This is a genomic window from Anaerobacillus sp., from assembly GCF_046314235.1.
In the GTDB taxonomy this organism is placed as follows: domain Bacteria; phylum Bacillota; class Bacilli; order Bacillales; family Anaerobacillaceae; genus Anaerobacillus.
Genome location: NZ_JBKBWN010000002.1, coordinates 265,810 through 291,522, shown reverse-complemented (window position 1 = coordinate 291,522; position 25,713 = coordinate 265,810). Strand labels below are relative to the sequence as shown.

General features: G+C 36.8%; 26 protein-coding genes and 1 riboswitch. Of the genes, 1 reads left to right on the top strand and 25 read right to left on the bottom strand.

Features of this window, described 5'->3' with window-relative positions; genetic code table 11:
- Positions 1-130: 130 nt before the first annotated feature.
- The 6 genes from ACK4M9_RS03515 to ACK4M9_RS03490 form a co-directional block, all read right to left on the bottom strand.
- Entirely contained in the window at positions 131-1,936 is a 1,806-nt protein-coding gene (locus tag ACK4M9_RS03515) for a S41 family peptidase (RefSeq protein ID WP_409848064.1), read from the bottom strand.
- Between the two features lie 544 nt (positions 1,937-2,480).
- A complete protein-coding gene (locus ACK4M9_RS03510) occupies positions 2,481-2,978 on the bottom strand; it encodes a phosphoribosylanthranilate isomerase (protein ID WP_409848062.1) in 498 nt (165 codons plus the stop codon).
- A gap of 149 nt (positions 2,979-3,127) precedes the next feature.
- A complete protein-coding gene (locus tag ACK4M9_RS03505) occupies positions 3,128-3,904 on the bottom strand; it encodes a hypothetical protein (RefSeq protein WP_409848060.1) in 777 nt (258 codons plus the stop codon).
- Positions 3,905-4,272: 368 nt separating this feature from the next.
- Positions 4,273-4,680 carry a hypothetical protein gene (locus ACK4M9_RS03500; protein ID WP_409848058.1) on the bottom strand — a complete coding sequence of 136 codons (408 nt, stop codon included), beginning with the start codon at positions 4,678-4,680 and terminating at the stop codon, positions 4,273-4,275.
- Positions 4,681-4,948: 268 nt separating this feature from the next.
- A complete protein-coding gene (locus ACK4M9_RS03495; protein WP_409848056.1) occupies positions 4,949-5,644 on the bottom strand; it encodes an MgtC/SapB family protein in 696 nt (231 codons plus the stop codon).
- Positions 5,645-5,711: 67 nt separating this feature from the next.
- The gene (locus ACK4M9_RS03490) at positions 5,712-6,812 is read right to left on the bottom strand and encodes an HD-GYP domain-containing protein (RefSeq protein ID WP_409848054.1); all 1,101 of its coding nucleotides are present in this window, start codon (positions 6,810-6,812) and stop codon (positions 5,712-5,714) included.
- Positions 6,813-7,119: 307 nt separating this feature from the next.
- Positions 7,120-7,301: riboswitch (Lysine riboswitch) on the top strand.
- A gap of 269 nt (positions 7,302-7,570) precedes the next feature.
- Here ACK4M9_RS03490 and dapA point away from each other — a divergent pair.
- Positions 7,571-8,458: a 4-hydroxy-tetrahydrodipicolinate synthase gene (gene dapA / locus ACK4M9_RS03485; protein ID WP_409848051.1), complete on the top strand. Its 888-nt coding sequence runs from the start codon at positions 7,571-7,573 to the stop codon at positions 8,456-8,458.
- A gap of 306 nt (positions 8,459-8,764) precedes the next feature.
- Here the strand turns inward: dapA and ACK4M9_RS03480 are convergent, their stop codons facing one another.
- From ACK4M9_RS03480 to kamA, 19 genes are all read right to left on the bottom strand, one after another.
- Positions 8,765-9,106 (bottom strand): ASCH domain-containing protein, encoded by a 342-nt coding sequence (locus ACK4M9_RS03480; RefSeq protein WP_409848050.1) that lies wholly within the window; start codon positions 9,104-9,106, stop codon positions 8,765-8,767.
- A 300-nt stretch (positions 9,107-9,406) separates the two neighbouring features.
- Positions 9,407-9,943 carry a hypothetical protein gene (locus ACK4M9_RS03475; RefSeq protein ID WP_409848047.1) on the bottom strand — a complete coding sequence of 179 codons (537 nt, stop codon included), beginning with the start codon at positions 9,941-9,943 and terminating at the stop codon, positions 9,407-9,409.
- 262 nt (positions 9,944-10,205) lie between these two features.
- Positions 10,206-10,985, bottom strand: coding sequence for a PhzF family phenazine biosynthesis protein (locus tag ACK4M9_RS03470; RefSeq protein WP_409848044.1), 780 nt, complete (start codon positions 10,983-10,985; stop codon positions 10,206-10,208).
- Between the two features lie 194 nt (positions 10,986-11,179).
- Complete coding sequence (locus ACK4M9_RS03465; RefSeq protein WP_409848042.1) at positions 11,180-11,722, bottom strand: hypothetical protein; 543 nt, start codon at positions 11,720-11,722, stop codon at positions 11,180-11,182.
- 155 nt (positions 11,723-11,877) lie between these two features.
- Positions 11,878-12,402 (bottom strand): hypothetical protein, encoded by a 525-nt coding sequence (locus tag ACK4M9_RS03460; protein WP_409848039.1) that lies wholly within the window; start codon positions 12,400-12,402, stop codon positions 11,878-11,880.
- A gap of 37 nt (positions 12,403-12,439) precedes the next feature.
- Positions 12,440-12,850, bottom strand: coding sequence for a hypothetical protein (locus tag ACK4M9_RS03455; protein WP_409848038.1), 411 nt, complete (start codon positions 12,848-12,850; stop codon positions 12,440-12,442).
- 313 nt (positions 12,851-13,163) lie between these two features.
- Positions 13,164-13,736 (bottom strand): GNAT family N-acetyltransferase, encoded by a 573-nt coding sequence (locus ACK4M9_RS03450; protein WP_409848036.1) that lies wholly within the window; start codon positions 13,734-13,736, stop codon positions 13,164-13,166.
- Positions 13,737-14,167: 431 nt separating this feature from the next.
- Positions 14,168-14,626 carry a hypothetical protein gene (locus tag ACK4M9_RS03445; protein WP_409848033.1) on the bottom strand — a complete coding sequence of 153 codons (459 nt, stop codon included), beginning with the start codon at positions 14,624-14,626 and terminating at the stop codon, positions 14,168-14,170.
- A gap of 139 nt (positions 14,627-14,765) precedes the next feature.
- Positions 14,766-15,239 (bottom strand): hypothetical protein, encoded by a 474-nt coding sequence (locus ACK4M9_RS03440; RefSeq protein ID WP_409848030.1) that lies wholly within the window; start codon positions 15,237-15,239, stop codon positions 14,766-14,768.
- A gap of 139 nt (positions 15,240-15,378) precedes the next feature.
- Complete coding sequence (locus ACK4M9_RS03435) at positions 15,379-15,693, bottom strand: hypothetical protein (protein ID WP_409848027.1); 315 nt, start codon at positions 15,691-15,693, stop codon at positions 15,379-15,381.
- A 298-nt stretch (positions 15,694-15,991) separates the two neighbouring features.
- Complete coding sequence (locus ACK4M9_RS03430; RefSeq protein WP_409848024.1) at positions 15,992-17,416, bottom strand: aldehyde dehydrogenase family protein; 1,425 nt, start codon at positions 17,414-17,416, stop codon at positions 15,992-15,994.
- Positions 17,417-17,420: 4 nt separating this feature from the next.
- Positions 17,421-18,767: a 4-aminobutyrate--2-oxoglutarate transaminase gene (gene gabT / locus ACK4M9_RS03425; protein ID WP_409848022.1), complete on the bottom strand. Its 1,347-nt coding sequence runs from the start codon at positions 18,765-18,767 to the stop codon at positions 17,421-17,423.
- Positions 18,764-20,050, bottom strand: coding sequence for a peptidase (locus ACK4M9_RS03420; RefSeq protein WP_409848020.1), 1,287 nt, complete (start codon positions 20,048-20,050; stop codon positions 18,764-18,766). The genes gabT and ACK4M9_RS03420 overlap by 4 nt, the downstream gene beginning before the upstream one ends.
- 178 nt (positions 20,051-20,228) lie before the next feature.
- On the bottom strand, positions 20,229-20,873 hold the full coding sequence (locus tag ACK4M9_RS03415) for a 3-oxoacid CoA-transferase subunit B (RefSeq protein ID WP_409848017.1): 645 nt from the start codon (positions 20,871-20,873) through the stop codon (positions 20,229-20,231).
- The gene (locus ACK4M9_RS03410; RefSeq protein WP_409848014.1) at positions 20,858-21,532 is read right to left on the bottom strand and encodes a CoA transferase subunit A; all 675 of its coding nucleotides are present in this window, start codon (positions 21,530-21,532) and stop codon (positions 20,858-20,860) included. The genes ACK4M9_RS03415 and ACK4M9_RS03410 overlap by 16 nt, the downstream gene beginning before the upstream one ends.
- On the bottom strand, positions 21,529-22,875 hold the full coding sequence (locus ACK4M9_RS03405) for an aspartate aminotransferase family protein (protein WP_409848012.1): 1,347 nt from the start codon (positions 22,873-22,875) through the stop codon (positions 21,529-21,531). Before ACK4M9_RS03405 ends, ACK4M9_RS03410 begins: the two co-directional genes overlap by 4 nt.
- 42 nt (positions 22,876-22,917) lie before the next feature.
- Entirely contained in the window at positions 22,918-23,766 is an 849-nt protein-coding gene (gene ablB / locus ACK4M9_RS03400; RefSeq protein ID WP_409848010.1) for a putative beta-lysine N-acetyltransferase, read from the bottom strand.
- Between the two features lie 140 nt (positions 23,767-23,906).
- The gene (locus tag ACK4M9_RS03395; RefSeq protein WP_409848007.1) at positions 23,907-24,176 is read right to left on the bottom strand and encodes a YokU family protein; all 270 of its coding nucleotides are present in this window, start codon (positions 24,174-24,176) and stop codon (positions 23,907-23,909) included.
- Positions 24,177-24,200: 24 nt separating this feature from the next.
- Positions 24,201-25,601, bottom strand: a complete 1,401-nt coding sequence (gene kamA / locus ACK4M9_RS03390; RefSeq protein ID WP_409848005.1) for a lysine 2,3-aminomutase — start codon at positions 25,599-25,601, stop codon at positions 24,201-24,203.
- Between the last annotated feature and the right edge of the window lie 112 nt (positions 25,602-25,713).

Below are 25,713 nucleotides of genomic sequence, written 5' to 3'. Positions count from 1 at the left end.
TTTAATTAAACTGCTCACCTTATTATCAAATTGGGCATACACCTTATATTGGCATTGAACCTAAATACAACTCAACTCGTCGCTTCTTCAACTATGTAAGCAACTTTAAGAACAGGTATTAAATCATTTCTCAGTTAGATGACTTTATTAACTCTAAAGCCTTTTCAATATATTCGTCCTTTTCATTCAGCACTCCATCAAAAGATCTAATAACAGTAACTGTTGGCTTAATTCCTATGATGTGATGTTGTGAGCGGTCACCCTTTACTACTTTCATGCCTGTCATTCCAATAGTTACTTTACCTGGTATCTCTAATATATTCATATTTCCGTTCGCTCCAGCAGTTGCTCCTCCTACGATTAATCCCAAGTTATGGTCTTCAATAATACCTAAAAAGGTTTCTGAAGCACTAATTGCCCCACCATCTGTAAGAAAAATTAGTTTTCCGCTTAATTTTGTAGCTGCGGATTCTATCTCCCAACGTCCGTCTTCTCTATGACCTACTAAATTCATATTATCTGGATAAATAATTTGTGGAATTTTCCAAATTGGACTCTTTAAAGTTTCGTTAGAAAGGTAGGGCAAAATATTCCAAACATCTGAATGGATATATCCCCTAATATCAAAAATTATAGCTTCAGCCTCTTTTAATTGTTCTAAATTTTTTTCGAAATAATTACCGATGGAATCTGTTGCATTAATATAATAAATCCCTTCTTCTATCTCTAAAAATTTTTCTTTTCTATTAAAACGGTCAATAGGTGTTGTCGTAAATTCGTATTTTGTTGAAATTGTTAGTATATTACCGTTTCTGTCTACTTCAAACTCAACCTCATTTTTATCATCCCCGCGAACAAATTTGTCTAAAGCGAGGTAGGATTTCCATTGTTTACTACCAGAAATTTTTCTCATTTCTTCAGAAAGTATCTCAATTACTTCTCTATTATCTTTTGTAAGTAAAATATCTCCTACCTGAAAAGGAGAGTTGGAACTAACCACTGTTACAACCAATTTCCCATCTATTTTATCTGGATAAAAAGGTAGTGTCGCATTATTTAACCGGTTACCTATCCAAGCACCTGCATGCCCATCATTTAACTTGGCAATTGAAAAGTTTAGTGCATCTACATACTTTTCTTGTGAACTAGCTTGTATTACATCTTCCAATAAATAGACAAGTTCACTCTCCCAATTTACATTTACTTCTTCAAAATAAGGGTAAAAGTGTTGAAAGAAGTTCCATGTAATAATAGAACCAGCAAGACGAACATCTACATTATCTGCATTATCAGTTATTACTGAATTTAGTTGTTTAAGTAACGACTCGAGCGCTTTAAAAGTCTCATCTGTATTGCCAATTGTTTTTCCATCTTTAGTATACAAAGCTAATGGCAATTTCAAAAAAATTGAGTTACTTATTTTCTTTTCTATTAATTCATCTTTAGCGACAGTTTGCTCAAATAGTTTTTCTCCGTCATTCTGTACACGCATACTATTATAAATAAAGTTATTCCAAACATTAGTTGAATGAGGTGTCTTTACTCCTTCGTGTTGCCATGAAACAGTATTCTCTGTCTTATCTAAAAAGGGTTCCTTAAAGGAATATTTGTCTATAATAATTTGAATTGTAGGAGCTATCGGTTCAAATAAATAAAGTAAGTTCCTTGCCAATTCTTCTTCGGTTCGGCTATCCTTCACTTCACTGATACCGTAAACCACAAATCTATCCCAATCTACTAACTCAGCTTCATCACTAGGATGAAAATATCTTACATAACCATAAACCTTTGAAAAAGCGATTAAGTTTTCCAATTGTTGTGTTTCTTTATTTTCATTTGTTGTAGAACTATTAGTAGTTACTTTTATGTACGATACAGATGTTACTAATAATAAAAATATAAATATAATGATTAGTACAACCTTTTTTTTTAACATAGAAACCTCCAAAATTCTGGTTATAATTACCATACGTTTTAGGTCGTTGAAGGGTTTCATTATCAAAGTATTAGACGTATCAGTTACTTGAAAGGTTTCATTATTTATGCATTAAAAGAATACTTCCCAGTAAAATGTTCACATCACATTTTACGTTTTATCCTAACCTTCTTACTATTCGTGACGATTTTCGTGTCAAAATTAATAAAACATTGATTAAAATATATAACGCGTTAAAAACTAAATTAATAAATTTAAGATAAATTAAAGGACATAACATATTTTATATGACTAATATGTTATGTCCTTTCTTTTTTCATTGTAATAATGGGATAATTCAACCAACCTACTTCCAGAAATACTCCAAACAAACTTGTCATTAGTTTTTAAAGCTTTTAGAAATGGATCCAATATAATCTCACTCATCAATAAGCTTTATTCTTTCGAGGTACCACTACTATTATTACTTTGTAATAGATCAGGATTTATTATTGAGGTCAATATTAAAGTAATACACCCGTTCTCTATAAAACATTTAGACAGTTTATATCATTTTATTTAAGAAATCTATTTTAAAAATATCTTTATTATTATTCTTATCTGCTCGGTAACTATCAACCGATGAAGACTTGTAAACTGATAGATATTGCTTAGGATTTAGTAAATAATATTTTACTTCTCCATATTGATTCAATTCTAAATCTTCTAATTGTACTCCAGCAAAATCTGGTAAAGTGTCAATAATACCAAATTCAACGGAGAATAAGCCCTCTTTAAAAAACTCATGCTCATGTAAACAAATTAGACTATATCCCATTGAAGTCATGATATTGACAATTTCATTCCAGTTAAATATAGATAATTCAGTCGGTACTTCCCATCCTTTTTCATCACCAGGTACATGAATATCTAAGTCTTGCGCATCCCAACTCTTCCCAGTAACGACTTCTAAACCGACTGAACCCATTAACAATGGAATAATATCAATATCATTTAGTTTTTTGGCAATTTTAATAAATTCATTAAACTTGTTATTATCCATTTGTCCCTCCAGATTTTTCTAATTCCACCATTACTTTGTTCATCAAACCTGCATTTTTGATGCTGCTTTTGTTTGGCTTCAACAGGTGCCTAAAGGTGGGGCCAAAGCAGTAGAATGTTAAACATTCTACTTCCTTTTAGTCGATGGTGTCATTGCACAAAGGCTTTGTTCTGAATAATTTTGTATTTATTTAATACTTCCAATAATATATTTTTGTTGTAATTAGTTTTTTGGTTTATCACTTCTACCCACTCTTCTATCTTTTCTAATTTGGCTGCTTTAAATAAACCTTCACTTGTACTCAAAAAGCCCTCCCAATTATAGAATTCCCAATGAGCTATCTCGGATTTATAGGGGACTCGACATTCTAACAAAGGGTTTGGCTTAATTAAATTCTGTGAAAACTCAGCAGCTTTTAGGAAGTAATTCATTTCAATTTGTTGTGTATCGAATATTTGTTTTGATACTTTCCCGTTTGGACGATGATATAGAATTTCTGTGGCTTTTTCATGATTTTGTACTTGTACCTTAGCTCCCGGGAAGAAACCACTCAGTTTTTCATTGGTATAATCCTCGCTACTTGTATCTATTAAAATTGGAGATAGCCATTGATCTCCTAAATCACACAAATAACGATTTCCATTTTCATTTATCGCTATTACGGCAACGTGGGCTTCTCCTGTGTTTAGGTTATTACCGACTGGAAAAGCTTCTACTCCATCCTTACTAAATTCGTCAATTAGCCAAAGAGCTAAGTCAAAGCAATTTCCTGTTATTCCAAATTGTTCTCTGTGTTCTCTCATAAGGGATACATCTCGTTGTTTTTTAGTACTTCCTTTGTTATAGAACCAAACCTTTGTTAGTGTTTCCATAGGGAAATTGTTAAATTTCTCCCACGTCTTCAGAATACTCTCTGTTGGTAACATCTGAACACCTACTTTTACAAAAGTGTAAATTTAATTTTCTTACATAAACCTCTCTTAATTTTAACACATATTTCCATATTAAAAAGCATAAAAAATGGGCTGTATCAATTACAGCCCGCAATTCCACTAACCATTCGTTAATTAAACAACTCATAATTCTATTGGTTAAAAATCAATCGACTTTGCTTGAAACATTTTGTCTCGATATTTTTAAATAATTACAAGATCGACTACAATACTTGCAGGCGATATTATACTAACTGTTCCCTTAGTGTTTGGCTTATTCAACCAAACTGTTTTATTAGTTGAAAAACGACAGATCCTGGTCCGCTTTCGCACCCGTTTGTTGAATAATAAAGAGTTTTAAATTATTCCTCTTGAACATCAACTGTCTTGTAAAATTTATCAACAATCGGGTGAATATGTGGTTCAGTAAAGTAATAATTATCATTTACTTGCGTTAACCCAAACATAAAAGTATATTCGTCATCTTGCGAAAGAGTAATTGAGTAACGCCAGCCAACTCTGCCTTCTTGATTTTCTTCTGGAATGAACTTTATATCCTTTATTTCATCTAAAAAACCCTCAATAACAACATTTTCATCGATTGTTTTCTTATATCCTGTACTTCCATCTACTATTACTACCTTAGATACATTTTGTAAATCTTTTTCGTAAAATTCAGTTAGTGTATTTGTTTCTAAACTATTTGAGACTATATTACTACATCCAACCAACATCAATACTACAAATAATAGTCCTACTAATTTCTTCATTCATATCACCATCCTAACATATAAGACGTAAATCAAATTATTTAGGTTTCAAAATTATTCCACTAACATTCCCTTCATTATTGCAAGTACATTCATACACAAAGTCCCATAAAACCAATAATATCACCATAGTAATTGTAAAAAAATAGGAACTAATTAAAGTTCCCTTTGGTCAAAAATATTTGCTATAAAACTCTCCTCTTAGCTTTCCGCTTAAAAGCTTTGCATAAAGGTGTATGTTATACACCAGTAAAAAATGGTCCCCTTATCATGATAAGTTTTCCACTTCTACTTTTTCAATTCCTTTTAAAGATTTTAACTGGTAAAAGACATCTGTCGTATAAACATCTTTGTGCGTCATGACGATGAAGCTTAGTAAGTATTGGGTTGATTCTTCTTTTACTTTCATACTGCTGATTTTATAATCAAAGGCTTTGATTTGTTTAAGGAGCTCAGTAAGTTGGATATCTTTACTCGTATATGTTCGTACTTTGATTTCCTTTTCTTTTAACCCCTTTGGGCCTATTTTATTAATTAGAAAAGGAAGAATTTGCACTGCAAGTATTAGTAAAACGAGGGTAACTATTGCTTCCTTATAAAAACCTGCCCCAACAGCAATGCCGATCGCCCCACATACCCACAACATTACCGCTGTCGTTATTCCAGAGATGACGTCATTTTTACGGACAAGAATGACTCCCCCACCAATAAAGCCGATCCCACTAATAACTTGGGCCGCTAATCTTAATGGATCCATTGGTTTTGCATATGCTTCACTATAGATTTCGGCTGAGAATATCGAGACAATGGTTAATAAGCAGCTACCTACTGTTAAAATCATTGCCGTTTTTAGACCTGCCGGCTTATGTTTTAAGGATCTTTCTAATCCGATAATAATCCCAATGATCGCAGCAATAACAAGTTTAAGTATATTTTCATCGTAAAAAAAGTCTAATAATATCAAAAGGTAAACACTCCTACTTCTATGAATACAGGGGAATTAGTTCCCCTGTATAGATTGATCTTTTCGTTTACAATAATGCATCAGCTTCGATAATTTTTACGTTTACATTTTCATTTGCGGCTAAATCTAGTTCATATGGGGGGATGTCTTGATTTTCTTCGTCTCTGATAATCCTTACTTCGGGCCGTCGAACCGACTGATAATTATATTTGGAGACAATGCCGATTCGCCCATCGTTAAGCTTTACAGTAAGCCCTTCTGGATAAATCGCAATCGTCTCTTCAAACAATTCTATTTGCTTTGGTTCAAATTGAGTACCACTTCCCGAATAGAGTAATTCAAGTCCTTGATGTGGTAATAATGAAGGACGATAGACACGATGACTTGTAACTGCATCAAATACGTCAGCTACACTAACTATTTTAGCGTATTTATGAATATTTTCTCCACTTAAAGCGCGTGGATAGCCAGTACCATCAATTCTTTCATGGTGCTGATATGCACAATGTGCCACAGTTAAAGGGATTTCATATACCTTTCTTAGTATTTCAAAACCAAGCTCACTGTGATTTTTTATATGTTCATATTCTTCGGGAGTTAAAGCTCCAGGCTTATTTAGGATTTCCTTTGAAATGTAGACTTTTCCGATGTCGTGCAACATTGCACCTAAACCGATCTCTTCAATATTTCTGATTGGTAGTCCGTTAGCAATCGCAAGTTGACAGGCGTACACGGTGGTGTTTAAGCTGTGGCTGTACAAATGATTCTCATGAATTTTCGTCGTTGCTAACAGATTTAAGGCAACTGGTGTTTCTGTTAAGCATGATAAAATATCTCTAAATATTTTTTGGAAACTGCGAATGGCTCTTTGTGATTTCATCATCCCGCGAAGGTTTGTTGTCTTTAAATCTGCAATGGTATCTAAGCTTTCGGTTATGACATTGACGGCTTCGTTTCGAAGCTCATCTGGAATTGATTCGACGATATCAATACCTTCGGATGCTTCATCCTCAATGTGAATTGTAAAAATATTATACTTTTTTAGTCCTGTTATAAGGCTACTCGTTAGTTCGGTTCCTTCAGCTAACAATACTTTTCCTTTACAATTAAAGATGGTCTTTCCTAGCTTTAAACCTGGCTGGCAGCGATCTATCGTAATTAAACGCATGCTAATTTTTCCCCTTTTTGCGTTTTTTTCTGATTATTTCTATATGTCAAAGTTCGACACCTTTTATTATAACTCCTTCAAAATAAAAATAAAAAAATGCACAATTTGGCAAACTTCGACAAGTTTGAAAGAATCGTTGCTCGTAAACCCAAGTCTAGTCCTATCAGCTTAAGTCTTTATAAAATTTTAGGAGCGTTTTAGCAAAATAAATTACGACATTCTACTTCGAATTTTGGCGATTAGGTTGCAATTCTGGTGGGAATTTGGTATCTTTGATCAAAGTTCATATTTCTTAACTTCAATTTATTGAAGTGATAGAGGCGCATTGACCATTAGTACAAATTTTGAGGAGAATGAGCTCCGTTGAAAGTTTGGAAAGGGGGATTTGCCGAAGTAATTAGTACTCATGAAACTAGTTACTGGGTCTGTGATTGAATAAACGCAGGACTGTCGTATAGTTTTTTAACTATATGGAGGGCTATCTTACGCTGGAATAACCGTGAATGTTTATTATCCTAGCAACAACGATTCCCTTCGTTGTTGCTTTTTGTTTTATCGCCAATGATAATTTGGTGATAATAGTAGAAAAACTCAGCTTACTTTTTCTACTTTCATCGCGGTTGATCATGTGATTTAGCTCTATTCAAGAACTTATGTCACCTGTAGGCTTACCTGAAAACTCCTTCTGTACTCTTCGAACATTGGAAAATTCTAGCGCGACTGGTGGCTACAAAACTTACTGAATAGAGGTGTGTTTTATGAATTTTGGACATTTATTAACGGCAATGGTTACCCCATTTGACCAAGAAGGAAAAATTGATTTTGAAGCAACAAGAGTATTAGTTAACTATTTAATTGACAACGGGACAGATGGGATTGTAGTTGCAGGGACTACTGGAGAATCTCCTACCCTATCGATTGAAGAAAAAGCAGAACTGTTTGCTTTCGTTGTAGAGGTTGTCTCTGGGCGCGCTACAGTTATTGCTGGTACCGGAACAAATTGTACAGCAACGTCCATTCATTTAACAGAAATTGCGAGTAAAGCTGGTGTTGACGGGATTATGCTCGTAGCACCATATTACAATAAACCTAATCAAGAAGGGCTCTACTTACATTTTAAAACAATTGCAGCGTCTACTCACCTACCTGTTATGCTATACAATATTCCAGGTCGAAGTGGCGTTAATATCAAAGTGGAAACAATTGTTCGGTTGTCGCAAATTGAGAATATTGTCGCTGTCAAAGAAGCAAGTGGTGATTTAGAAGCAATGGCTACTATCATTCAAAATACACCAGATGATTTCTACTTATATAGCGGTGACGATGGTCTTACGCTACCAGTGCTAGCAATAGGCGGTCATGGTGTTGTCTCGGTATCTGCACATATCATCGGAAATGAGATGAAGCAAATGATCACAGCGTTCCAAAACGGCGATTCGCAAAAAGCGGCATCATTGCACAGAGAGTTACTACCAATTATTAAAACGATGTTCATTGCACCTAATCCTGCTCCTGTAAAAGCAGCCCTAGAAATGTTCGGCCAAAATGTTGGTTCCGTTCGGTTACCATTAGTTCCACTTTCAGAATCTGAATTAGAAACTGTTCATGGTGCCGTTAAGTCAAAATTACTAACTACAGTACTATAAATAAAAGTTGTGAAAAAAGGCACGTAGAGAGCTTCCCATCAGGAGAAATGCTTTCTATGTGCCTTTTACTGTTCCTCGACGTTCGCGAAGGTAACGTGAGAAGGTCACGTGGAAGGGTTTTATATGCCTTTTCGAAAATGTCGTTGTCCAAAGTGCACACTTCTTAGTTGTTACCATAAAAAAAGCTGACCCAAAGCTAAGTAACAGTCACTTATGCAAAATATGTAGCGTTTAACTTAAAAACAATACATATTTTGCCCTCACGAGGTGAACTGTCACTTATGGGACAACCTTCATAATCTGTCATTACTCTTCAACTGGACTAAATTCATGAACCCAAACTCTCATAGTAGGAAGCCAAGGCATTCCTTTATGTAAAGATAAGATGGAGATTTTATACTCTTCTAATGTTGCGTACCCTTCATCATTTGCCATTTCATCGGTTAGATCGCCTAGCGTTTGACGATATACATGGTCGACTTTGAATGACTTTCCGTTTAGCACCATGATTTCGCCTGGATCTGCGTATCTGCCATTTCGTCTTACTGCTGTTTTCTGACCTGCAATGATCTTTTCAATATCACTAGCTCCTGTTACTAACCTATCTATTTCACATGTTTTTGGTGGTAACTTTTCAATTTCTGACATAATTGTCGTCCCTCACTTTTTAACTTTTTGTCTATTATAACATTAAGAATATAACAATGTTAGAAAATGCATTTCTCATTTATGGTTGCCATTAAAAATTCGACATGTTCTCCAATACCATTGAGTGTCACCGTTCACATCCTCTACGCCTTTTTTCACAATAAAAAATAGAGGCTGTCTCGCAAGTTTCAAAGCACCTCGAACTCGTTTTATATATAGAAGTCGTTTTTAGTGAAAACTCTATATATTTCGTGAGGTGATTGATACTTGGGACAACCACTATCTTCCAGTTTTTTTATTTTACGTACATTGGAATGACTCAATATTCCTTAAGTCAGTACCGAAGTATACCCACATCCATCCATTCCAACGGAAGCCTGAGATAGATCTTCTACCAATAAATGTAGGATAGAACCAAAATTGTTGTCTGTTTGTTAACCATACATAGGTAAATCGATATAAACAACCTCTAATCGCTCCTGGATCTACCGCGAAAACGCCAATTTGTTGTGTTTGTGTCGGTACAAAAGCAGGTGGTGGTGTCGTTGGTGGTCCAAATTGCTGACCAGGTCCTGGGGCTGGCGGTCCCGGAGGTCTAGGTGGTTGGCCTGGTACACCAGGTGGCGGTCCCGGAGGTCCTGGTGGTCTAGGTGGTTGGCCCGGCACTCCTGGTGGAGGCCCTGGAGGTCCAAATTGGCCACCGAAAAATGGGAACCAAGAACCGCCAAATAATCTTTCGTCTTGGGCAGTTTCATCATAATAATGAGGATATTCATATCCTCCGTCTCCATGAGGAGGATAGCTGTAAAACTGATTATCAAAATTACTTGGGTACATATAGTGCACTCCTTTTCATCTAGGTTTACATCATCATATGCACCTATAACCGGGCAAACATCTTGTACAGGACAAAAGGGCTTTTGACTAGAAAAAATTTAAAAAATGGGTATGAGTCTAACATGTTTGTCTTTGAGGAATTAATAACAAAAAGGGTTATCAATAAAATGCGCAGTAGATGAACCATTAAAGTAAACTAAGCTATAATATTACCCCACTCCTTTTTTAAAAGTTTTATTAGATTTTAATTTCTTCATTTTCATCATTCGACCGTTAGTTCTGCAACTGAATATAGGACTGCTCTTCCAGCCATCTTTACTCGTGTATCTTCATGTTTACAATAAAGCGTGCCACCTCTACTTGATAATTGTCTAGCTACCATTTCTTCTTTTTCTAGTCTATTTGCCCAAAGTGGAATTAGGCTACAATGCAAGGAACCTGTTACTGGATCTTCGTTTACCTTTAACTTAGGGAAAAACGCTCTGGAAACAAAATCGAATTCACTGCCCTTGGCTGTAACGCAAACACCCAATCCTTCTTGTAATTTTTCTAATTGGGCAAAGTCAGGACTTACGTTTCTTACATCGTCCTCGGACTCTAGTACAAAAACAAGGTCTCTATTTAGGTACGTTTCTTTTGGAACTATCCCTAAAGCGCTAATCATTTGATCAGTAACAGAAATTTCTTCTGAAGGAACAGAAGGGAAATCAAGTTCATATAAATCATCTTGTTTGTTTACAGTTAACTCTCCACTAATTGTATTAAACTTAACGGTATCCAATTGCTTTTCATAGTAATTTAAAATAATAAATCCGGTTGCTAACGTGGCATGCCCACAAAGGTTAATCTCTCCTCCAGGTGTAAACCATCTAAGTCGGTAATGTCCTACTTCTTTTACTGCAAAAGCTGTTTCCGATAGGTTATTTTCAATGGCTATATTTTGCATGAGTTCATCTGAAATCCAATCATTCATGATACATACTCCTGCTGGATTTCCCTCAAAAACCTTTTCTGCAAAAGCATCAACTACAAAATATTTCATATCATTTTCCTCCATTGTTATAATGTGTTTTATAATTTATTAGTAGTTTATATATTGCTTGTGTTTGTAACTAAGGGGCTTTAAAAAAGTCACTGAAAAAATGAAGACTCTTGTTGCACAGTATCTAGTCTAAAAAGAAAGACGATTACTAGAATTGGGATCGCAGTTCCTCTTCTATTGCTGCTTCCGTTAGTTCAAGAAGGCTTCTTTAAATCTTTTTTAACTTCAATGGATATTGAACCTTTTTGAGATACCTCACTGTCACTACTAATAAAAATATATACTTCAAACCCATTCGGTAGTTCGATTTCAAATCCTTTTGAATTCTTTTTTTCTACAAACTTATAATTCTGAACTTCTCCATTAATTTTCATTGCAATGACTTCATTTTGATAAAACTCTAAAAAATAATCCTGGTTTACATAAGTTAAAAAGAAAGGTGAACAAACGTCTTGTTTTCCCTGAAATACCGTTCTTTTCGGAAGAGGAATTATTATATCCCCATCCTCACTATAATAGTCACATTCGTAGCTATTATCAGGAAAAAGGTAACTTTTAACATAGTAGTTAAAATCTAAGTTCCAAAAATAAAATTGAATTAAAACAAAAATAGGAATTGAAACGATTAAATATTTATTAAGGCTTCTCTTACATTTTATGTTGATTATTAATCCAATTACAGCTAAACAAATTATCAAAATAACGGTATAAGGTATATACAATAAATTTCCAGACATACGATTCCTCATTTTCTATTAGTTTTAATAGTAAACTGCTCTTAACTTCAATAAGAAAAAAGAGCTGACAATCTATATTTGATTCAACTCTTGCTCCGTTACTTCAACAAGTAGCGATAACCTTCTGAGTTCTCAGGAGGTTGTTGGTTTTAATACTAGTAATTGGTCGAAGCTGTCATGAAAATCCTTGAGTACATTTCCTTAATATTTCTTTCGTTAAATTGATCATTGTATAATCCATAGTACCAATACTTGTCTTCCCCGTTTTTGGACGACAGATAACCAATAGCGTAATGATTACTTATTTCCTTTAACTCCTTATCACTTTCATATGTTATGTCATCTTCAACAAAAGAAAGATATGACTTTGTAGCACCTATGAAGAAAAATGGGGTTGTTGAATGTAGATAAATATCCGCATATTGACTCTGAGAAGCTTCTTTTAAATTTTCTTCCATGATAAATATCGCATCATAATATTTCAGTTCTTTGTCAAACAAATCATCAAACTTGATTTCTACGAACTTAATATGTTCTTCAATTACTTTCGGTGTTTCACCTATTACTGCTATTTTTAATGCTCTGCCTTCGTACAATTCGAAATCTGGATTTGAAGCACAGGCGGAAACCACTAATAGTAAAATTAAAAATAACATTTGTATTCGAAAAATCCTTTTCATAATATCACTCCTAAACTTGCAAATCTTATTTAATATATCACAAGAAAATTTCAGTAATTATAGGTTCGTGTTCAGAGATTATGTCAATATGATGTTCAAAACAGGCTAATGAATAGTGTTTTACAATCTTTTCCTGCAACCTAAACTCCTTTTGGACATAATCAAGATAACTAGACTTTTTATAAATACGAAATGATTCACCTTCAAATATTTGTTCATCGTTCCAAACAGTATAATCATCATATACTACCGAATATGTAATATAATTAGGAAAATCAATTTGAAAGGTTGTTACCTTACTATCAGGATGGGGGAAGATGAGTAAATCAGTTGCATCCTTACTTCGGTTCACGATAACTCTTAACGCTACACCTTTCGTTCTTGGCTCGGATATAGCCTCAAAGGAAATTTTATAACCTAACTCTTTAACCAAGTCTGTAAACTCCAATATTTTTCTCCTTTCTTCGATACTGTTATTCAACCCTTCTGCTTCTTTAGTTTAATTGAATCTTCACAATAACATGGATCATCATGTAACAAAACTCTATTTATAACCAGTTCTTTCTTAAATTAACGTTATGTTCATTAGTTTTTAAGTCTTTCGGTGCTCAATCAATGCTTCTCAATGACAATAACTGTTAATCCTACATTAGTTTTAGTTTCATGTCATTCATCTTTGTCCCAAAAGACAGCATCCCCTGACATTAAAAATCTTCAACTTGCTTGAGTAAACCTCCCTATACTGAAGCAGATCAATACATCTATTCCTTAATTAGTACTACATCATCACCTTTTCCGTAATCTCCAGCACCATATGTTTCTAAATATTCCTTTTTTATGTATTGTTCAATTACAGTATTTTTCTCTTTATCCGCCACCTTCATAAAGCCAACTTTCTCATAAGCCCTGACAGCTCTGGCATTTCTCCTTGACGGTCTAATAAAAAACTTGTCTATTCCATTGTTTTTCAAATAATTACAAAGAAGTATGATTGCTTCTGTACCCAATCCTTTTCCACAGTTTCTTTCACTTTCCATCCAAATGTCAAGCTCTGCTCTGGTACTAAATAAATGGAAGCTGGCATAACAAATTGCCCCTATTTCTTCATCATCATGTTTTATAATAAAAACACGTCCATAATTGGGTTTAGCCCCGTCAAAATAGTAATCTTCAAAATCCATGCAAAATTCTTCCCATGTTGGTACTGGATGGTCATCAAAATGAGGCGGTCCCATATGGTTTTTCGTTGTCTCCGAATTACACAACCATTTAAACACTTTTTTCTTATCTCCTATTTTTGCTGGAACAATTTCAACTTTTTCTCCTCTTAACAACTAAAACACCTTCTCTATCTTTTATTAGCTTCAAAGTATTCACCAATATTATTGCTCTTCACAAAAAACTGACTGTCTGGATCTAAATGAATTGGGCTGGTTTCTAATATGAATCCTTGTACAGTTGTAAAAGAAACCTGTGTTTGGTTATTGTAGGTAACCGTAATAAGTAAATATGGGGTAGGACCATGTGCAGTTCTGTTACTTTCTTGAAACTCTGCACTTCTTAACCACTTAATAAATTGCTGCTTTTCCTAATTCTAATTCCGTTCTCTTCTAAGTGCATGCAACCTATATGAGTCGCCTTTTCAGTTTGAATAATACGAGTCATAACAAAATTTGAGTTGAATTTTGAAATCTTCTTACCACTTTCTTTGCTAAATTTATAAAACCATTTTGAACCTCCATAAATGCCTTAGAATATTATCCAATTAATACAAATGAACGTTCGTATCAACAGGCATGACTTGTTTTATAAATTCTATATCATTTTTAGTAGCAGCCGGTGAAAAAAATTCAGTACCCCAGTGTCCTGAATCAAATATTGGTTTAGTTCCATAAGATAAAAATAGAGAAAACCATTTGAATTGGTTACTGTCGTTCAAGAAATCGCATAACAAAAATTCAATAATACTGGAATTTAATTGACTCTTAAATATCGTCAAACATTCATCCACAACAATTTCAAATGAATTTTTATGAAGTGACGTTAGTTCTTTAATAACTTCTCCCTCTCCATTCCAACAGTGGATTTCGATAGTGTCAGACTTATTTAAAAAGTGTTTAATCAACGGAGCCCAATAATCATAATTTTTATTTATTGGTAATGGAGTGCTAGAATCTAATTCTGAAAAGGTCTCTACTGCAAAATATAGATTATATATCAACATTCCACCCCCACTCTCTCTTTGTTAAAAGATATTTTTGTACGGTCAATTACTTTCCCTCCCTAATCTATCCCACAAACAAAATCATTTTCGATCATTTCCAATAAACCTAAAATCTTATTGCAGTTCAAGATTAAAAAAATTATTCAGCTACAGTAGCCTCATATTCAATAATGAAATTCCCATCCTTTACAACAAAATCAATTACTCTTAAACCTCCCCTTCTTTCACCGAGTTCATTTACTTCAGACAAGGCTCTAAGTTGAATATTATACTTTCCATCCTTCAAACCCTCTATATTTACAGTAAACTCTTTTTGAACATCCTGTGAAAGCAAATCATTATTTAACTCGATTTCTTCAATCTTTATGTTCTTGTCAGATGAAAACCTTTCTAATCTATATGTCAATTGAATTTTTGAATCAGTTTGTTCTTTCAATTCAAAAAAGATATTCAATGAACCCTTCCCACTACCTTCATGATTTAAATTAGTTTTAATGATGAAATAGTCTGGAGGTGAAGGTGGAACTAGTTTTCCGCTTTGACATCCTACTAACAGAAGAAAAAAGATTATAGATAGAGATATTCTAATTGTACTTTTTATTGGTAATGCCAAAAAAACACCTCCTGTAATAAGGTGATTTTAACATTTTCTACTAAAATATAAATATAAAGTTTTTCAACCCAAAAAAGAACTTGTTCGATAACAACCAAGCCCTTCATTATTATAGCTTTACATTTTTTTAATAAACAATTTATTTCCAACTACTCGGAAGAACGCCATTAGTAATCTTGATCAACACTTTCCCTAAAATAAATTTACAGAGATAAATTGTTACACAAATAATAAAAAGGAAAATTATATACCCAAAATATCTACTTTTTACTTCGTCTACAATCCAATTCCTCCCGTAATAAATAAAAATAAAGGCAATAAAAACCGTAAAAATGTAAGAAGAACCAACACCTGTCAGTTGGGGCAATGTTAATTGCTTTAATATCGTTTTATTTTTATGAATGATAAAGATTAATATTGCAATTTTTAAAGCAAATAGCATGAATTTTAACATATACAACTCCCCCTTCACCACATTCTAATTTATTGCTCTGGCAGTACCCAGAAAGATCGTACCCCTTTTTATATTAACATAATTATCCAAGCCCATTATAGATTTGTTTTCTAAATAAAAAACTGCCATGATATGTTAGTTTGAGTCTAACAATATTCGGGCAGTTCAATCCATTATTTTAAACATGATGATATGCTTTCAAAAAAATGAGAATTTAATTTAATTTAATTGATGCTAAAATTACTGCGCTAAAAAAACTGAACCCCTTTCAATAAGGCAGATTCATGTTTTTTAAGGTTTACTTTTTAAAGCATATGAGCTTCAATTCGGTCATTTCTTCAATCGCATACTTTAAGCCTTCGCGACCGTAACCACTTTCTTTTACTCCGCCGTAAGGCATATGATCTACTCGGAAGGTAGGGATGTCATTAATCATTACCCCACCGACTTGGAGATTGCTTGCTGCCTCAAAGGCGGTATGAACGCTATTGGTGTAGATGCCAGCTTGGAGACCGTATTTCGAATCGTTGACTAGCTTTACGGCTTCCTCAACTGACTTGACTTTGTTAATCATGACAAGTGGTGCAAATGCTTCTTGGCAAGAAATTTTCGCATCGCTACTAACATCGGTTAAAACGGTTGGATAAAGGATATTTCCCTCCCGTTTAGCTCCAGTTATGATTTTGGCACCTTGTTTGACGGCTTCGTCAATCCATTGGATTGCGCGGTCGGCTTCTTTAGCTCTAATTAATGCTGAGATATCGGTTTTTTCATCAAGCGGATCACCGCAAACAAGTGTTTCAGCTTTTCTAGAAAACGACTTAACAAACTGTTCAAATAGATTTTCATGAACATAGATGCGTTGCACTGAAATACAAACTTGACCCGCATTGGCAAAAGCTCCAAATACCGCTCGATCAATCAGGCTTTCGACATCAACACCGTCATCAACAATTAACGCTGAATTAGAGCCGAGTTCTAAGGTAACTTTTTTAAGTCCAGCTTTTCCTTTAATTAGCTTGCCTACCGGAGGGCTTCCTGTAAATGTAATCCCTTTAACACGTTCATCTTGAACGAGTCTGTCACCAGCGATATGACCGTGCCCTGGAATAATATTGAGAACTCCTGCAGGTAAACCGGCCTTTTGAAAAATTTCAGCTAAAAATAATGCCGAGAGTGGCGTTTGCTCTGCTGGTTTAAGAACAATCGCATTTCCAGCGGCAATCGCTGGACCTACTTTATGGGCGACTAAATTCATCGGAAAGTTAAACGGGGTAATCGCACCAATCACGCCAATCGGTTCGCGGATCGTAAAAGCAATTCGCCCTTCACCACCGGGAGCAGCGTCCATCGGTATTGTTTCTCCCGTGATACGACGCGCTTCCTCTGCGGCGAATTTGTAAGTCATGATCGTACGCGCGACTTCTCCTTTTGCTGCTGTAATTGGTTTTGCAGATTCTGTTGCGATCAATCGTGCACATTCATCTGCTTTCTCCTTCAAAAGGGTAACGACATTTTCTAAAATATCTGCGCGTTCGTAGGCAGGCATTTTAGCCATCATTTTACTCGCTCGTGCTGCGGCCGAGATTGCGAGGTCTGTTTCTTCTTCATTGGCAAAAGCAACATCAGCAATTTTTTCATTACTATACGGTGAATACAACGGAACATAGTTTTTGGCTTCGATAAATTGACCATCAATATATAAATCTAATTTCTCTTTCATTCTGCTAAACTCCTTTTTCGTTCACTAGTTCAACGATCACTTCTTCAATGACAGTAAGCCCTTCTTGTAGCTGTTCGTCTGTGATGACCAACGGACATAAAAACCGCAGGACATTACTATAAAGACCGGCTCCTAAAATGACAACGCCGCGTTTGTTCACTTCTTGAACGATTGATCCGACCAGTTCTTTATTCGGCGTTTTTGTTTGACTATCCGTTACGAATTCAATCGCCGTCATTGCCCCTAAAGAGCGAATCTCGCCGATTTGTGGGATTGTAGATTGGAGCTTTTCAAACCGTTCGGCAATTTGCTGACCGATTGCTTCGGCACGCTCGCAAAGTTGATCCTTTTCAAGAAGTTCAATGACTTGTAAAGCAGCGACACATCCGAGTGGACTTCCACCATAGGTGCCGCCGATTTCACCAATATTAGGTGCGTCCATGATTTTGGCACGGCCTGTTACGGCACTAATCGGTACACCAGCAGCAATTGATTTTGATAACGTTATTATATCAGGAACGACTCCAAAGTGCTCCATTGCAAACATTTTCCCGGTGCGCGCGAAACCTGTTTGTACTTCATCGGCAATAAATAAAATATCGTATTTCTCACAAATTGTCTTGACTCCTTGAACGAATCGAACAGATGGAACGACAAAGCCTCCCTCCCCTTGGACCGGTTCCATGATGACGGCAGCAACGTCATCAGCAGGTACCTCACTTAAGAAAAAATCTTCAAATTTTGCAAGAATTAAGTCGTCTAATTCGTCATTTGTTAGTCCTTCAGGCTTGCGATAATAATATGGATAGGGCATTTTATACGTATCAGTGGCAAACGGGCCAAAGCCATACTTATAAGGTTTTACTTTACTTGTCAGTGACATCGCCATATAAGTCCGACCGTGATAGCCACGTTCAAAGGAAATGATGCCTTTACGATTTGTGTATTTTCTAGCTATCTTTACAGCGTTTTCAACAGCTTCAGCCCCGCTGTTTAAAAAAAACGTTTTTTTCGAATGGTCTCCAGGTGTGATTTCATTTAATTTTTCAGCCAAGGCAATGTAAGGTTCGTACATCATCACATGAAAGGAAGTGTGCAAATACTTATCAAGCTGCGCTTTTAATGCACCGACAACTTCTTTTGGACAATGCCCTGCATTAATTGTGCCGATCGCTCCAGCAAAATCAATAAAGGTATTTCCGTCTACGTCCGTTAGTAAGGCACCACTGCCTTTTTCTACAAATGTTAACGCCGTGTTAAAAGGGCCTTTTGGAACATGTTCGTAACGTCGTTCAAGCAGCCGCTTTGCATTTGGTCCAGGGATTTCCGTTTTTAACTCAATAAATTTCATTCATTTACACCTCCGGGTTTTGCAAGCTGACACCAATCGATGACAGTCAGTGCGATAATTTCTGCTGCCTTAAAAATTTCGTCTAATTCGATGTATTCATTAGGGAAATGTGCCATACTCGATGTGCCTGGACCAAAGACGATCGATGGTGTCTCGCCAACTTGCGTGAGGAGACCGCCATCTGTGCCCCATGGTGAGGCTTCGATGATCGGGTCTGTGCCGACAACGGTTTTATAGTTTGTTTGTAAAATCGCCATTAATGGATGAGTCTCATCAATTGCACCTGGTAGCCACTGCGCCCCATACCACTCAAGAGTGACTGGGTGATCTTTAAACCAGGGGTCGATGTCAGCAAGTTTTTTTAACCAGTCGTCTAATTCCGCTTGCGCCTCCTCGATTTTTTCATTTGGAAAAATGCCAATTCTCCCTTCTAGCTTAACTATGTAAGCTACTGACGATGGCCAGTCGCCACCTTCGATCCGCCCGATATTGATCGGTACTGGGATCGGGATGTTGTTATACAACGGGTCAGTGAGGCGCTCGTTTCGGATCGTCTCTAATTCTTCAATATGCTTTACGACTATGGCACTTTTTTCAATCGCACTTACACCATGATACCTAGTGCCACCGTGTGCGGAGCGACCTTTCACAAGAATTCTGAACCATTTTGAGCCTTGTTGTTTCGGGAAAATCCTCATGTCAGTTGGCTCGGGGATAATTGCAGCTGAAGCGCTATAGCCCTTCATAATCGCTGCAAGTGTCCCAGCGCCACCACTTTCTTCCTCGACAACACTATGAAGAATGACGTCCCCCATAAGTTGTATGTTTAATTGTTTAATAGCTTCTACTACTAGATAAAGAGCGAGGTTTCCCCCCTTCATATCTGTTGTGCCGCGACCATACATTTTCCCGTCTTCGATCAACCCTTGGTAGGGAGGTTGTTCCCATTGGCTAAGATCACCTGCAGGAACGACATCAACATGGCCATTTAAGACAATCGAGTTCCCACCTCCCGATCCTTTTAAAATACCAACAACATTAGGACTGCCTGTAAAAGTCTCGCGGTTCGAAAAAAAGTAAGGTTGCTTTTTCAATTCATGACCATCTAGCTCCCATTGATCCACTTCGAGCCCAATTTGCTTAAGCTTTAAAGCAATTAGTTCTTGAACCGCTAATTCATTCCCTTGTGTGCTCGGTAATTTTACGATCTGTTGTAAAAATTGAATCGCTTGCGGCCTGTTTTCTTGTAACCAATGATGAATTTTTTCTTGTAGATTCGTCATTGCGGGCCTCCCCTTATTTTTGTGCGTCAAAAATTTAATGTTTTTACGTCTAATCAATTTTTCTGCGTCCAAACAGCTGATTTATGCGCTAGATTCTCTTGGTTATGCGCCAAAATTTGTAGTTTCTGCACCTTATCAAAACTTCTGCGCCAAACCACTAGTCTCAACTTCTTTCTAGCTAATTACCAATTTTAAAAATCACATCCGTATTCTTTCGAATGTCTAAGATAGTATAAGGATCGAAAATCTCTTTTAAGAGTAAGCCGTCCATTGTGACCTCGAATACTGCCATATCTGTAATGATCAGATCAACACATTTTGGCGCTGTTAATGGGAGGCTGCAAGTTTTTAAGATTTTTGGGCTGCCATCTTTGTTGACATGATTAATGAGGACGATCACTTTCTTTGATTTTTGGGCGAGTTCGATCGCCCCGCCCATTCCAGGTACTTTTTTGCCTGGGACAATCCAGTTTGCTAAGTCGCCTGTTTCACTTACCTCTAATGCACCAAGTATCGTTACATCGACTAGACCACGGCGAATGATCCCAAAAGCAGTGGCGCTATCAAAGTAGGAGCCACCTGGAACGATCGTAATTGGGTATCCGCCTGCGTTGCATAAGTTTTCATCTTCTTCCCCTTTTAGTGGACTTGGACCAGTGCCGAGAATTCCATTTTCGGCATGAAACATTACATTCATATCAGCTGGTAAATAATTGGCGACAAGGGTTGGGATTCCTATTCCTAAGTTTACCGTCATTCCAGTCTTTATCTCTTTTGCAGCGCGTCTAGCGATCCGTTCTCTACTGTTTATTCCCATACCCATTTCCAATCGACTCCTTGAGATTTGATAACGATATCAACGAATACTCCTGGCGTGACGATTTCCTCCGGATCAAGTTCCCCGACTTCAACAATTTCATCGACTTCAGCAATCGTAATTTTCCCTGCCATGGCAACGAGTGGATTTGTGTTACGAGCACTCTTGTCGTAAACTAAATTGCCATAGGTGTCTGCCTTTTTTGCATAGACGATAGCAACATCAGCAGTTAAGGCCGGTTCAATTAAAAAACGCTGGCCATTTACTTCTACAGTTTGTTTGTTTCGAGCTATCATACTATCAATGCCAACATCTACAAGCACGCCACCTAAGCCCATACCACCAGAGCGAATTCGTTCAACTAATGTTCCTTGTGGGGAAAACTCAACTTCGAGCTTTCCCTCTGTCATTAGTTTTCCTGCAACAGGATTAGAGCCAATATGAGAGGCTAGCAATGTTTTGGCTCTTCCTTGACTAACAAGCTTGCCGATGCCGATAGAAGGAAAGCCAGCGTCATTGCCAATTAAATGAAGGTCTTTCACTCCTTTTGCTAAAATTCCATTGATGAGCGTTGGCGGATTACCAACACCACCAAAACCACCGTACATCAAAGTACTGCCATCGTGAATATGATCTAACGCCGCTTCTATCGTTCCGACTTTCATGACACTTGCCCCCCATCACTTGGATGTAGCTGTTCTTCTACCTCCAATAAAGCTTTTTCTAGCCTCGTAATTAATTCATCAACTTCTTCTTTCGTTATAACTAAAGGTGGCGAGATTAAAATCGCATCACCTGTGATTCCTTCCTCACCCGCACTTGAAGGATAAACGAGTAATCCGTTCTCCATCGCTTTTTGAATGACAAGGTTCGCTAGTTTAATAGGCGTCTTTAATTGCTTGTCATAGACAAATTCAATTCCAATTAGTAAGCCTTTTCCCCTTACATCACCGATAAAACTAAAGTTGTTTGCTAGAACCACTAGTTTATGAATTAAATAATTGCCCATCATCTTGCCACGATCGACTAATTGATTTTTTTCGATGTAGTCAAGGACAGCTAGAGAAACTGCTGCAGACTGTGGATTGGCGCTATACGTGTGCCCACTCATAATAATTTTTGAACCTTTTAGGATCGGCTCCATGACTCGATCACTTACTAATGTAGCCGCCATCGGTGTATATCCAGCCGTCATTCCCTTACCAAGAGCGACAAGATCAGGTTGGACATTCCAATGTTCAATGGCTAGCATCTTCCCAGTTCGCCCAATTCCAGTCATTACTTCGTCAGCAATAAATAAAATGTCGTTACGATCGCAAATCTCTTTAATTTGTCGATAGTAATCATCTGGTGGAACAATCGCTCCTCCTGCAGCACCAATAATCGGCTCAGCGATAAAAGCAGCGATCGTTTGTTTGCCTAGTCGTTGAATCGTCCGTTCTAGCTCACTTGCACAAAGAAGATTACAACTTGGGTACGTAAGATGAAACGGACAACGATAACAATAAGGAGCAGAAACGCTCGGGAATTCTTCTAGTAACGGGATAAATCGCTCTCTGCGACCGATATGACCTGACATTGATAACGCACCTAAAGTGATCCCGTGATAGCTAATAAAGCGGGAAAGGATTTTATTTTTCGTAAAAATACCTTGTTCTTGCCAATATTGAATGGCAATTTTCATCGCCGTTTCCGTTGCTTCTGAGCCGCTATTGACAAAAAAAGACCAATTTAAGTCTCCAGGTGTCATTTCACTTAATTTTTTTGCTAAAGCTTCAGCAGGCTCGCTCGTAAACTGGGAGCGATAAACAAACGATACTTTATTTGCTTGATCATTAATGGCCTTGATAATTTCAGGCACGCCATGACCGATACTTGCCGTTACTGCGCCTGAAGAGCCATCAATATAATCTTTTTTGTTTTTGTCGTATAGGTACACACCTTTCCCGTAGTCGATCGTTGGGTAAACTGCATCTAAGACGGGTTTAATTAAATGGCTTCGCTTCATGCTGTTTCCCCCCTGCGCCTTATAAAAAATAGGAACTGAACATCATACTAATTTTTTCACCCAGATGTTCATGTTTTCAAAGTTATCGTTCATGATACAGTTATTCGCTAATCTTCCAGAGTACAAATATCCTAGTTTTTGTAAACAAGCATTCATTCCGTAGGATTGTGCCCTTGCAAGTGAATATGAAAAGTAGATATTTCGGCTAATTAACTCATCTTCAAGTGCTGAAATTAACAACTGCATAAACCCATACTTTCGATGCTCTAGTAGAGTGGCACAATCAGTCATTTCGGCATTATGGTATGTTTCGTTTACTTCAGCTGAAGCTGCACTGACAACTTGCCCGTTCCATTCAATCATTTTAAAAATTGTTCCTTCTTCCATCACGTCTTTAATGTAGCTTGGCTCGTTCATTGGTGTTGGATAGGTTTGAAAAACAAGTCCGTAAAGATTAGCTAGATCTTTACAATCTTCAACATTAGCAAGGCGCATTGAATAGCCAGTAGGTAATTGATTAGGTTGAGCGGCGTCTTTTTGGGCGACGATTTTATCCAATAAATCATCCTCAGCTTTCCAACAATCGCTTGTGCGGCGATCATCACTTGCATAGTTGACCATAAAAAAGGCATCACTGCCATTAAAATAACCATTGATCATACCTTCTAACTCATACCCCCTTGAAAGAAATTTTGGCCAATCTTCCACCCGGGATTTTATAATTTCTTTAGTAAAAGAATATTGGGCTGCTAACGCTTTCATTCTCGTTATGACAGAATTTATATTCCCACGATAATCATCAATCCGAATTCGTTCATTGACGAAATCTAAATATACTTCGATAAAAAAATCAGCACCAGTTTCAGTTCTACTTAAATAAGGTACATTCATAACTGTTACTCCTTTCTTTAAAGGAAGTGAGCCCCATAATGGGACTCACTTATTTCATATTTCAGGCTAGCCCCAACTAATCAAAGCTAGTTTCCTCTACCGTTCATCTGAAAAATTTAAATTGTATAGCAAGCCATCGTTTACACATTTTTTGTTGCAAATATATTTTTATATGGGGCACTCATAAGTTCTTTATAGGTCAATTCTTTTTTACCTTTCGGAAGCTCTCTAGAATACAAGGCCATATCGATGTCGTGGTTCATCTCATCTGTTAAATAAGAGCCACAATCTTGACAATAGATGGCAGGTATTTCTAAAATTTCAACGGCATCCTTTCCGTCAGGTAAAATCCAGTAGCAGTCTTTCGTTGTTTGTTCTGCGTCTATACGATCACACCACATGCAGTCCATGAATAAGCCTCCTTTCCACTCATTTTATGAAGTCTCCAAGTTTTCTTTCCTCTTTTTCTCCTGGGACTTCATCAATTTTTCTTTCATTTGATCACGTTTTTCTCTTCGCTCTTTTAATGTCGCGTGGTTTTCAGTCGACTGATAGGCTTCACGTTTTTCCTTGCGACGCAACCCTTCTGGCACAAGGTTAAATTTTTCATCATTTAATAACGCCGATATTCCGACCGCTTTCTCTTCCTTAACACCATATACTTCGTTAAAATATTCGTCTGCTTGGCCTGGAACGTAATTTTTCGGTTCTGGATAGGAAGTGATTACGCCTTCAAAGTTACGAAGCACAATTTTATCTGGACTTTGTGAAATAATATAATTCGGCTGTAGCGCGATCTTTCCACCGCCACCAGGAGCGTCGACAACAAATGCTGGTACTGCATAGCCAGATGTGTGTCCGCGCAGCCCTTCAATAATCTCTAACCCTTTTGAAACTGGCGCACGGAAATGACCGATCCCTTCTGATAAATCGCATTGATAAATATAATAAGGACGGACTCTTGTACGAACGAGATCATGCATTAATTTTTTCATGATTGCTACGCTATCGTTAATCCCTGCGAGAATGACAGCCTGATTGCCGAGTGGAACACCAGACATCGACAACATATCACAAGCCTTCTTCGCTTCTTCGGTGATTTCAAGTGAATGGTTAAAGTGCGTATTTAACCAGACTGGATGGTATTTCTTTAATATATTGCAAAGGTTTTCGGTAATTCGTTGTGGAAAAACAACCGGTGCTCTCGTGCCGATGCGAATGATTTCAACATGAGGGATCGCACGTAAATTTTTTAAGATATATTCTAAAATGGTGTCGTTAATAAGTAAGCCATCACCACCGGAAATTAATACGTCACGTACTTCTGGAGCATTACGAATATAATTAATTGCTACATCTAGTTGCTTTTTCGGTACACCCATTCCTACTTGGCCAGAAAAGCGGCGTCTCGTACAGTAACGACAATACATTGAGCATTGATTTGTTACTAAAAATAAGACACGATCTGGATAGCGATGCGTTAATCCTGGTACCGGCGAATCTTCGTCTTCAAACAACGGATCTTCAAGATCATATTTTGTTTTATGAATTTCTGCAGATAGTGGTACTGACTGCATTCGGATTGGACAACGGGGGTCATCTGGATTCATAAGTGATGCGTAATAGGGAGTAATATTCAACGGAATTGTTTGTGTTGAAATTCGAACGCCTTCTTCTTCGTCAGGTGTTAAATTTACGACTTTTTTTAGATCATCGAGCGTGCGGATCGTATTTGTTAATTGCCACATCCAATCGTTCCATTTTTCCTCGGGGACATCCTTCCACAGTTCAATTTCTTTGTAATGACGAGTTCGATTTTTTCCTTCTTGGTTCATAGTGTAGCCTCCTAGGCGTAATTTTTTTTGGATCTGAAAAAATGCAGTATCGAAAGTTTGGCAATAAGCACTCGTTTTCAGATACTTACAAAAATCATTGCAAAAACCATGC